This is a genomic window from Mesorhizobium sp. P2_B11, from assembly GCF_056404855.1.
The window spans coordinates 95,673-104,897 of the sequence record NZ_JBFUDF010000012.1 but is presented as its reverse complement, the minus strand read 5'-3'; the positions used below and the strand labels follow the sequence as shown (position 1 = coordinate 104,897).

8 protein-coding genes are annotated in these 9,225 nt (G+C 63.8%); 7 read left to right on the top strand and 1 reads right to left on the bottom strand.

All coding sequences use genetic code 11. From position 1 onward, the window contains the following. The first annotated feature begins 65 nt into the window (after positions 1-65). The 6 genes from AC1DYJ_RS29735 (at position 66) to AC1DYJ_RS29710 (ending at position 6,479) form a co-directional block, all read left to right on the top strand. On the top strand, positions 66-1,511 hold the full coding sequence (locus tag AC1DYJ_RS29735; protein ID WP_477282993.1) for a hypothetical protein: 1,446 nt from the start codon (positions 66-68) through the stop codon (positions 1,509-1,511). A 153-nt stretch (positions 1,512-1,664) separates the two neighbouring features. Beyond that, positions 1,665-2,969 carry an ABC transporter substrate-binding protein gene (locus AC1DYJ_RS29730; protein WP_477282995.1) on the top strand — a complete coding sequence of 435 codons (1,305 nt, stop codon included), beginning with the start codon at positions 1,665-1,667 and terminating at the stop codon, positions 2,967-2,969. A gap of 213 nt (positions 2,970-3,182) precedes the next feature. After that, positions 3,183-4,064, top strand: coding sequence for a branched-chain amino acid ABC transporter permease (locus AC1DYJ_RS29725; protein ID WP_477282997.1), 882 nt, complete (start codon positions 3,183-3,185; stop codon positions 4,062-4,064). After that, positions 4,061-5,023, top strand: a complete 963-nt coding sequence (locus tag AC1DYJ_RS29720; protein WP_477282999.1) for a branched-chain amino acid ABC transporter permease — start codon at positions 4,061-4,063, stop codon at positions 5,021-5,023. The genes AC1DYJ_RS29725 and AC1DYJ_RS29720 overlap by 4 nt, the downstream gene beginning before the upstream one ends. Beyond that, a complete protein-coding gene (locus AC1DYJ_RS29715) occupies positions 5,020-5,745 on the top strand; it encodes an ABC transporter ATP-binding protein (RefSeq protein ID WP_477283001.1) in 726 nt (241 codons plus the stop codon). The genes AC1DYJ_RS29720 and AC1DYJ_RS29715 overlap by 4 nt, the downstream gene beginning before the upstream one ends. A gap of 26 nt (positions 5,746-5,771) precedes the next feature. After that, the gene (locus AC1DYJ_RS29710; RefSeq protein ID WP_477283325.1) at positions 5,772-6,479 is read left to right on the top strand and encodes an ABC transporter ATP-binding protein; all 708 of its coding nucleotides are present in this window, start codon (positions 5,772-5,774) and stop codon (positions 6,477-6,479) included. Positions 6,480-6,848: 369 nt separating this feature from the next. On the opposite strand, the gene AC1DYJ_RS29705 is transcribed toward AC1DYJ_RS29710, so the two are convergent. Beyond that, positions 6,849-8,240, bottom strand: a complete 1,392-nt coding sequence (locus AC1DYJ_RS29705; RefSeq protein ID WP_477283327.1) for a sodium:proton antiporter — start codon at positions 8,238-8,240, stop codon at positions 6,849-6,851. Between the two features lie 292 nt (positions 8,241-8,532). On the opposite strand from AC1DYJ_RS29705, the gene AC1DYJ_RS29700 reads away from it, so the two are divergent. Next, positions 8,533-9,216 carry a hypothetical protein gene (locus AC1DYJ_RS29700; protein WP_477283003.1) on the top strand — a complete coding sequence of 228 codons (684 nt, stop codon included), beginning with the start codon at positions 8,533-8,535 and terminating at the stop codon, positions 9,214-9,216. The last annotated feature ends 9 nt before the right edge of the window (positions 9,217-9,225 follow it).

Genomic DNA, 9,225 nt, shown 5'->3' with positions numbered 1-9,225 from the left:
ACGGGGGAGAGGAAGGGTGCCAAGCTTCCGAGGACAACAGCGTGATCTCCCCCCAAGTGGGGGAGATGTCCGGCAGGACAGAGGGGGGCGCCGTAGAGCACTTTCGCCTTTCGCGGGCCCTTCTGCTCGCTATCCTATGCGTCGCGCCACCCACACCCGCCTTCGCCCACGCCTCCGACCGTGGCCACGTCCTCCTCCTGCCCACCGGCTACTATATCGCCGGCGGCGCACTCGCCGTCGCCGTCAGCTTCCTGGTCCTCGCCCTGCTGCCTCCTGCCGCCCTCGACCGTTTCTGGCGCCGCCGCCTCCCGCTTTTCACATTCGCCGACACCCCCCGCACAATCATCAGCCTGATCTCCTTTGCCGGCTTTGCACTTCTCGTCGCCGCCGGCCTGTTCGGCAGCCGCGACCCGCTCTCCAACCCGATGCCCCTGGTGATCTGGACGCTGCTCTGGGTTGGGTTGGCCCTGCTGCAGGGCCTGCTCGGCGACCTCTGGTCGTGGCTGAACCCGTGGTACGGGCCGTGGCGCATCGCCTCCCGCCTGATCGGCCGTTCCAACGTCGAAACGCCGGCATCGCGCCTTCCCGCCTGGCTCGGCTGCTGGCCGGCCGTCATCCTGTTCTTCGCCTTCGCCTGGTTCGAACTGATCGACCCGGCGCCCGACGACCCGGCCCGGCTGGCCTATGCCGCTGGCCTCTATTGGCTGTTCACCTTCATCGCCATGCTTGCCTTCGGCTATCCCAACTGGAGCCAACGCGGCGAATTCCTGACGATCTTTTTCGCCATGGTGGCGCGCTTCGCCCCGATCGAACGCGACGGCAACGGCCGGATCAATCTCTGCTGGCCCGGCGCAAAGCTGCTCGGCGCAACGCCCTTGCCGCCCAGCGGCATCGCTTTCCTGCTGCTCAGCCTCTCGTCTGTCTCTTTCGACGGCCTGTCGAAAACCTTCTTCTGGCTCGGCCTGTTCGGCATCAATCCGCTGGAACATCCCGGCCGCACCGCGCTGATCGGCATCGGCAGCTTCGGCCTGGTGCTGACCTTCGTGTTGCTGGCGGCGGCATTCATGCTGGCCGTCATCCTCGGTCAGCGTCTTGTCGGCAGTGGGCATGCGCTCAGCGAGGCGGCAGGCTTGCTGGTCTGGTCGATCGTGCCGATCGCGCTCGCCTATCATGTCGCGCATTATCTGACCGCGCTGCTGGTCGACGGCCAGTATGCGCTGGCCGCTCTGTCAGACCCGTTCTCGCTGGGCTGGAACCTGTTCGGCACCGCCGACATGCAGATCGAAGCCGGCATCGTCGCCGGCGCCGACTCGGCCTGGTGGCTGTGGAACTTGCAGGCCGGGGTGATCATCGCTGGCCACATGCTGGCCGTACTCGTCGCCCATGGTCTGGCTTGGCGATTGCACCCGGTCCCATCGCGCGCCGCGCTCAGCCAGCTGCCGCTCACCGTGCTGATGATCGCCTACACGATCTTCGGGCTTTGGCTACTGGCCACACCGACGGCGGGATGACAGAAGGCTGCGAGCATGCCTTCGGGGAAAGCCCGCTTGCCACGTCGAAGCTTTGGTGATTTAGTTTGTACACATGCGATTTTCCGCCTCTCCTGAGAAGGAGTGGCCTTGCCTCGTTACAGACAGTCAAAACTCAAAAACAGGGGAACTGCCGTGACTGACAAGAATGGGTTTTTCGACCTCTCCAAATCCACGCTCTCCCGCCGCACGGCGCTGAAAGGTCTTGCCGCCGGCGCCGGCCTGGCACTCGCGCCCGGCTTTGTCCGCTACAGCCAGGCGCAAAGCTCGGCGCCGATCAAAATCGGCTTCCAGTCGCACCGCACCGGCATCGGCGCCGCCTATGGCCGCTGGTACGAAAAGACCAGCGCTGCCGCGGTCAAGGCGATCAACGATGCCGGCGGCATCAATGGCCGCCCGGTCGAACTGGTCATTGAGGATGACGGCACCGACCCGGCCCGCGGCGCCGAAGTGGTCGCCAAGTTCGCCACCCAGCACAAGACCGACATCGTCTTCGGCACTTTGTTCTCGCATGTCGTGACCGGCTCGGCGCCCGCCGCCGGCGAAAACAAGATTCCCTATTTCGTCGTCAGCGAAGGCCACCATGTCGCGTCGACCAAGCTCAACCGCTACGTCTTCCAGCCCGGCATCACCGATGTGAAAAGCCAGATCCAGTCGATGGCACCGTGGATCGCCGCCAATGCCGGCAAGAAGGTGACGCAGATATTCCCCGATTTCGCCTTCGGCTACGACCATCGCGACTACCTGCCGCCGGCGCTGAAGGCGCAAGGCGCCGAGGTCATCGCCCAGATCGCCATTCCGCCGACGGAATCCTCCTTCACCAAGTATTTCCCGCAGATTCCGGCCGAAACCGAGGTCATCTACCACGTCATGGTCGGCCCGGCTGTGCTCACCTTCGTCAAGGAGCTCGGCGAGTTCTACGGCTCGAACCGGCCGCAGCTGTTCGGCTTCATGGATTCGCTCGAAGCCACCGACATCAACAGCCCCGGCCTCGAGTTCCTGGACGGCAGCCATTTCTGGGAAGGCTCGCCACGCTATGCCCAGGCCAATGACTCGGCCGCGCAAAAAGCCTACCGCGCCGCCGTCGGCATCGACGACAATGGCGCTGCCGTCGGCGACCCCAAGGACGTCTCCACGGCCTCGCACATGTTCGGTTGCTGGGAAACGCTCTATGTCGTCAAGAAGGCGATGGAAGACGCTGGCTACAAGGGCCCGGAAGACCGCGCCAAGCTGGTCGAGGCGACCGAAGCGCTGACCGAATTCGCCGAAGGGCCGGAGCATCCGCAGGGGCCAAAGACCTTCAACGGCAAGATCCACCAGTGTTTTGGTATCCAGAACATCTCCAAGGTTGAAGGCGGCAAGTTGAATGTCGTCCACAAGACCAAGATCGAGGACGGGCTCTACGAGGCCGAAGGGGATTACACGACGCAGGCGCTCTAAGCTGCTCCAGCGAGCGTGAGCGCCAAGCCACCCCCCTCTGTCCTGCCGGACATCTCCCCCTCAAGGGGGGAGATCAGCAGTTCGTGCGACGGCGACTTCCTATCGAAGTTTGCGATTGGCGAAAGCCGAAGTGACATCCAATCTCCCCCCTTGAGGGGGAGATGCCCGGCAGGGCAGAGGGGGGTGCACTTGGCGCCAGCGAGTGTCTAACCCATGCACTTCGGACCCCACCTTCTCCTCGCCGCCCTCGAAGGCCTCGTCACTTCAGCCGTGCTGGCGCTGACCGCGCTTGGGCTGTCGCTGGTGTTTGGCGTCATGCGTGTCGTCAATGTCGCGCATGGCGAGTTCTTCATGCTCGGCGCGGTGCTGGCCTGGGCTATCTCGACAGCCATCCCCGGCCATCCCACGCTCGGCTTTCTCGCGGCATTGGTGATTGCGCCGCTGATCGTCGGCGCCATTGCGCTCGTCGCCGAGCGGCTGGTGCTGCGCCGGCTCAATTACAATCCGGAAGCCACCATCGTCGCCACCATCGGCATGCTCTACATCATCCAGCAACTGGCGCTCTCCTTCTATGGTCCGGAAGCACGCCCGGTGGAGCCGCCCTTCAGCTACCGCATCCTTTTGCCCTGGTTCGGCTATTCCGGCTACAAGCTGTCGGTCGTCGCCGCCTCGGCCCTGCTGCTCGTCGCCACCTGGCTGGTGCTGACACGCACCAGGATCGGTCTCATCATGCGCGCCACCCAGTATGACAGCGAGACCGCGCAGGCTTTCGGCATTCCGGTCGACCGCGTCTATGCCGGCGTCTTCGCCCTCGGCGCCATGCTGGCGGCCATTGCGGCGGTGCTGATCGTGCCGATCAGTCAGGCGCACTATCTGATGGGACAGGACCCGCTGCTGCTCTCCTTCATCGTAGTCATCATCGGCGGTCTCGGCTCGCTGCGCGGCACCGTCGTCGCCGCTGTTCTGATCGGCCTCTCCGACGGCATCATCTCGGTGTTCTTCTCGCCGACGCTAGCCAAGATCATAGCCACACTGCTGGTGGCCATGGTGCTGGTGTTCCGGCCGCAGGGCCTGTTCGGGCAGGCGTCGCGATGAGCGAAGCTTCGCCGGCAAAGGCCTATGCACTGCATCTCGGCGTCATCGCGCTGCTGTTTGCGCTGAGCTTCGTCCTGCCCGACTATCATCACGGCCTGCTCGCCCGCATCATGGTGCTGGCGGTGTTCGCCATGGGTTACAACATGTTGTTCGGCTATGTCGGCCTGCTCAGCCTTGGCCATGCCATGTTCTTCGCCGCCGGCCTTTATGGCGCCGGCCTGTCGGTCATCCATCTCGGCTGGAATGTACCGCTGGCTTTCCTCGCCGGCATCGCCTGTGGCGCGCTGCTGGCGCTGGTGATCGGCCTGCTCGCACTGCGCACCACCGGCGTTGCTTTCATGATCGTCACCATGATGTTCGCGCAGGTGTTCTACCTCGTCATCCTCTATTTCGCCGCCTGGACCGGCGGCGACCAGGGCCTGGTCGTGCCGCAGCCGGCGCGCGTCCTGACCTTCGGCGCTGCTACACTCGACCTCACCAACCCGACCGTCCGCTACATGAGCGCGCTGGCGCTGTTTTCGGTCGTGCTGCTCATCACGCTTGCCATCGTCCGCTCCCGCTACGGCCGCGTGCTGGTTGCCGTGCGCGAGAACGAGGAGCGGACCAAAATGCTCGGCTACGACACCTTTTCCAACAAGCTCATCGCCGTCGTCGTCTCCGGCACCATCTGCGCGGCATCGGGCGCGGCCTATGCGCTGCTGTTCGGCTATGTCGGCTCGAGCTTTGCTTCGGTGCAGTATTCCATCCTGCCGCTGCTCTGGGTGCTGCTCGGCGGCGCCGCTACGACGCTCGGCGCGCTGATCGGCACGGTGTTCATGTACTATGTCATCGACGTCGCCAGCGGCTACACCTCCGCCTATCTGTTGATCGTCGGCATCGCGCTCATCCTCCTGGTGCTGTTTTTCCCCAAAGGCATTTTGGGCACCATCCGCCAGCGCTGGCTCGGGTGGCTGCCATGATGCCGCTGCTGACCACGAAAAGCCTGTCGCGCAATTTCGGCGGCCTGCGCGCCGTCGACGGTGTCGACTTCCAGCTGATGCCGGGCGAGATACGCGCCGTCATCGGCCCCAACGGCGCCGGCAAAACCACCTTCGTCAGCCTGATCAGCGGCCGCATCCAGCCATCCTCCGGCATGATCGTCTTCGACGGCGCCGACATCACCAGCCAGCCGGCCTATCTCAGGGTGCGCCGGGGCATCGCCTACACTTTTCAGATCACCAGCGTCTTCGCCAATCTCTCGGCTTACGACAATGTGGCGCTGCCGGTGCAGCGCACGCTGACCGACGGCCGCTCGAAGGGTGCGGTGCGCACCGGCGTCATGGCCGCACTCGAGCGCACCGGCCTTGCCGACCGCGCCCATATGCCGGCCGGACAGTTGTCCTATGGCCACCAGCGCTTGCTCGAAGTGGCGATGGGCCTGGCGCTGAAGCCGCGCCTCTTGATCCTCGACGAGCCGACGCAAGGGCTGGCCGACAGCGAGATCGACAATTTCATCGAGCTGGTGCGCGAGATCGCCAAAAGCGCCACGGTGCTTATCATCGAGCACAATATGCCCGTCGTCATGCAGCTGGCCGACCGCATCACCGTCTTCAACGCCGGCAAAATCCTCGCCGAAGGTACGCCCGAACAGGTCCGCGCCAACACCCAGGTGCAGGAAGCCTATTTGGGGACGGCGCCATGACCGAAGCCCCCAAGACCGAATCCCCAATGACCCAGGCGCTGACCATTTCCGGCCTCGACTGCCTTTATGGCGAGGTCCAGGTACTCTACGGGCTCGACCTTGTGCTCAACAGGGGCGAGGTGCTGTGCCTGTTTGGCCGCAACGGCGCCGGCAAGACGACGACGCTGAAGGCGATCATGGGGCTTGTTCCGGCCAGCGCCGGTTCGATCCGGCTCGCCGGCAAGGAACTCACCGGCCTGCCGGCGCATGAGGTGCCGAAGGCCGGCGTCGCCTATGTGCCGCAAGGCAGGCGGCTGTTCGCCGAGATGACGGTGGCGGAAAATATCGAGATCGGCCTGATGACGCGCGGCAAGGGCAAGGCCGTGCGGGAAAATGTCCTCGACCTCTTCCCTCTGCTGCGCCAACGGCTGCGGCAACGCTCCGGCACTTTGTCCGGCGGCGAGCAGCAGATGCTGGCCATGGCCCGTGCGCTCTGCCTGGAGCCGCAGGTGCTGCTGCTCGACGAACCGACCGAAGGCCTCATGCCGTCGATGATCGCCAAGATCCGCGAGACGGTGGTGAAGCTGCGCGAGCTTGGTGTCTCGACCATCCTGGTCGAGCAGCGCGTCGATGCCGTGCTCTCGGTCGCCGACCGCGTCTCATTCATCGAAAACGGCCGCAACCGAGAGACCGTCGATGTGGAAGCGCTACGTGCCGATCCGTCAGCTGTCAGGCGCTATGTGGGGGTGGGATAAGGATTACCCTCCCCCTTGTTTCTACGACATGCACACATATCCAAGTGGCTGATCTTTTGACCATAGCGTGCATGACTGCTTGGCAACGCATTACCTATGCTGCGCCGGTCGACCCCCACTCCGTCTCGGCTTCGCCGAGCCACCTCTCCCCCGATCGACGGGGTAGAGGAAAGGTGCCAAGTTTTTTGCCGTCGACGCTCGTCCAGTAACGCTCCCTTCCTTTCCCTCCGGAGGGGGGAAAGGTGGCGCTGCGAAGCAGCGACGGATTGGGGGAACCACGTGGCAATAAGGCCTCGGGCCGATCAGTCCCGCCAGTCACAGAAGATCTGTGCATAGCGTAGCTTGTGGGAGGTAAAGCTCCGCGCCGCCTCAGCCAAAGAACAAAAAGCCGGCAATCAAAAACGTCGGCACCAGCACCAGCCCTGACCACGCCATATAGCCGAAGAAGCCCGGCATCTTCACGCCGCGATGCCGGGCGATGGCGTAGACCATGAAGTTGGGCGCGTTGCCGATATAGGTGTTGGCGCCCATGAACACCGCGCCCGCCGAGATCGCCGCCAGCGTCGTGGCCGCCTCGGTCATCAGATGCTTTGCATCGCCACCGGCGAGTTCAAAGAAAACCAGATAGGTCGGCGCATTGTCGAGGAAGGACGACAGCGCGCCGGTCAGCCAGAAATAGGCGAGATCGTTGGGCTGGCCGGTGGGCGAGGTCACCAGCGCGACCAGCGGCGCCAGCGCGCCATCATGGCCGGCCCTCAATATGGCGATGACCGGCACGATGCAGACGAAGATGCCGGCAAACAGTTTTGCCACCTCCGCGATCGGCCCCCAGGTGAAGCCGTTGGCCTCGCGGTGGCTCTTGTGGGAGACGACAAGCGACAGAAAGGCCAGCCCCAGTATGATGGCGTCGCGCACCAGGTTCTGCAGCTCGAGGCTGACGCCGAGGATGGGGAAACTCACGCCCGGCTTCCACGCCGCCGACAGCAAGATAGCGCCGATGACGCCGGCCAGCAGCGGCAGATTGGCCAGGCCGCGAATCCGCACCTTCGTGTCCGGCGTCGGATCCTTGATCTTCGGTGCGCCGCCTTCACGGCGGTGGAGCATGATGTCGATGGCCAGGAAGACAAGCAGCACCATGCCGCCGGTGAACAGCGTCTCGCGCCAGAGATTTGCTGTCGTCCAGAAGAAGTCGACGCCGCGCAGGAAGCCGACGAACAATGGCGGGTCGCCGAGCGGCGTCAGCGAGCCGCCAATGTTGGAGACGAGAAAAATGAAAAAGATGACGACATGGGCGTTGAACGGCCGGTTGTCATTGGCGCGCAGCATCGGCCGTATCAGGATCATCGACGCGCCAGTGGTGCCGATGACCGAGGCCAGCATCGCGCCGACCAGCAGCAGCGCGGCATTGACCAGCGGCGTGCCGTGGATGTTGCCGGCAAGCAGAATGCCGCCCGAAATGGTGTAGAGCGCGAACAAAAGGATGATGAACGACATGTATTCGGTGAGCAGCGTGTGCAGCACCGCCTCGCTCGCCAAGGACATGCCGAAGGCGATCGCCAGGGGCACCACCACAAGTGCTGCCCAGGCGGCTGAGATCTTGCCGTAGTGATGTTCCCAGACATGGTGGAACAGCAGCGGCCCGGTGGCGATCGACAGCAGCAGCCCGGCAAACGGCAGCCCCCACCACAGCGACATTGTGGCACCCGGCAGGCCGTGCTCTTCGGCCGCCGAAGCGCCCACCGCTGTTGCCAGGACAAACATGCCGGCGAGGAGGGCGGTTGTGCCTGTCGGTGGTCGCATGGAACCTCTGCCGGTCTGATTGCGGTTTTGCAAGGATCAATGGCCGCTCCTGCCGCGCGGCGCAACCCCGGTTGCTCGGCCTGTGCGAGAAGCGGATCGGGGCCGAACAAAACTTCGTCGCGATACCAGCCCATGTAGCGGCAAAGACACGGCGAGCGACTTTGTTTCGGCGCGTCTTCTCCACTCAAGTAAATCGCATTGCATGATTTTGCCTGCCGTGCTTCATTACTTCAGGCAAGTCTGGGGGTGTCACATGATCAGGAGAGTTGCCGCTGTCCTTGCGACAGTAGTGTTGGCGGGCTGCGCCACGCCGGATCCGATAGCGCCGTCGCCATCCCCGACCGCGGCCGTACAAAAGCTCGGCTACGAAGCCGTAGCCTTGCCGTCCACGGCCTACGGCCCAGGCTCGCTGGTGACGTCGGTCAAGGGCTCCGGCTTTGCCTCACCCTTGAAGTTGAAATATCTCTGCCGGCCCGATTTCACCAATGCGCCGCCCCCGATCATCGACACGGCGGCCTCGTCCGACGCATCACGCGAGTTCAACGGCACCTTCAAGCTCGACGCCACGGCGCTGGCCGATCTCGGCATCAGTGCCGGTGTGAGCAATGTCGAGTCCGTGACCATGAAATTCAGCAATGTGAAGATCGAGCAGCTGGCCTTGGACGATCTCGCCAACATCCGGTCGCAGCTCGGACCTGTCTGCGCGGGCATTGTGGAGAGCTTCAAGGAGAAATCGATCGCCTATCAGACCCAGGCGGCGATCAGGGCCGACGTGGTCTATACCGCCAATTTCAAGCGAGGCGCTTCCGCGGACGTGAAGAGCCTGGTGATCGAATCGCTGAAGGCATCGTTCGGCGGCTCCGTGCAGAGCAACTCGAACTCATCCATTCAGGGCAACGGGCTGTATTACGGGCTGTTGCTGACCAAGATCGAATAGTCCGGCAAG

Excerpts from the sequence above, each read along its gene's own strand:
- AC1DYJ_RS29715 (WP_477283001.1), top strand. The coding sequence starts at position 5,020 with ATGATGCCGCTGCTGACCACGAAAAGCCTGTCGCGCAATTTCGGCGGC.
- AC1DYJ_RS29720 (WP_477282999.1), top strand. The coding sequence starts at position 4,061 with ATGAGCGAAGCTTCGCCGGCAAAGGCCTATGCACTGCATCTCGGCGTC.
- AC1DYJ_RS29705 (WP_477283327.1), bottom strand. The coding sequence starts at position 8,240 with ATGTTTGTCCTGGCAACAGCGGTGGGCGCTTCGGCGGCCGAAGAGCAC.
- AC1DYJ_RS29710 (WP_477283325.1), top strand. The coding sequence starts at position 5,772 with ATGACCCAGGCGCTGACCATTTCCGGCCTCGACTGCCTTTATGGCGAG.
- AC1DYJ_RS29735 (WP_477282993.1), top strand. The coding sequence starts at position 66 with ATGTCCGGCAGGACAGAGGGGGGCGCCGTAGAGCACTTTCGCCTTTCG.
- AC1DYJ_RS29700 (WP_477283003.1), top strand. The coding sequence starts at position 8,533 with ATGATCAGGAGAGTTGCCGCTGTCCTTGCGACAGTAGTGTTGGCGGGC.
- AC1DYJ_RS29725 (WP_477282997.1), top strand. The coding sequence starts at position 3,183 with ATGCACTTCGGACCCCACCTTCTCCTCGCCGCCCTCGAAGGCCTCGTC.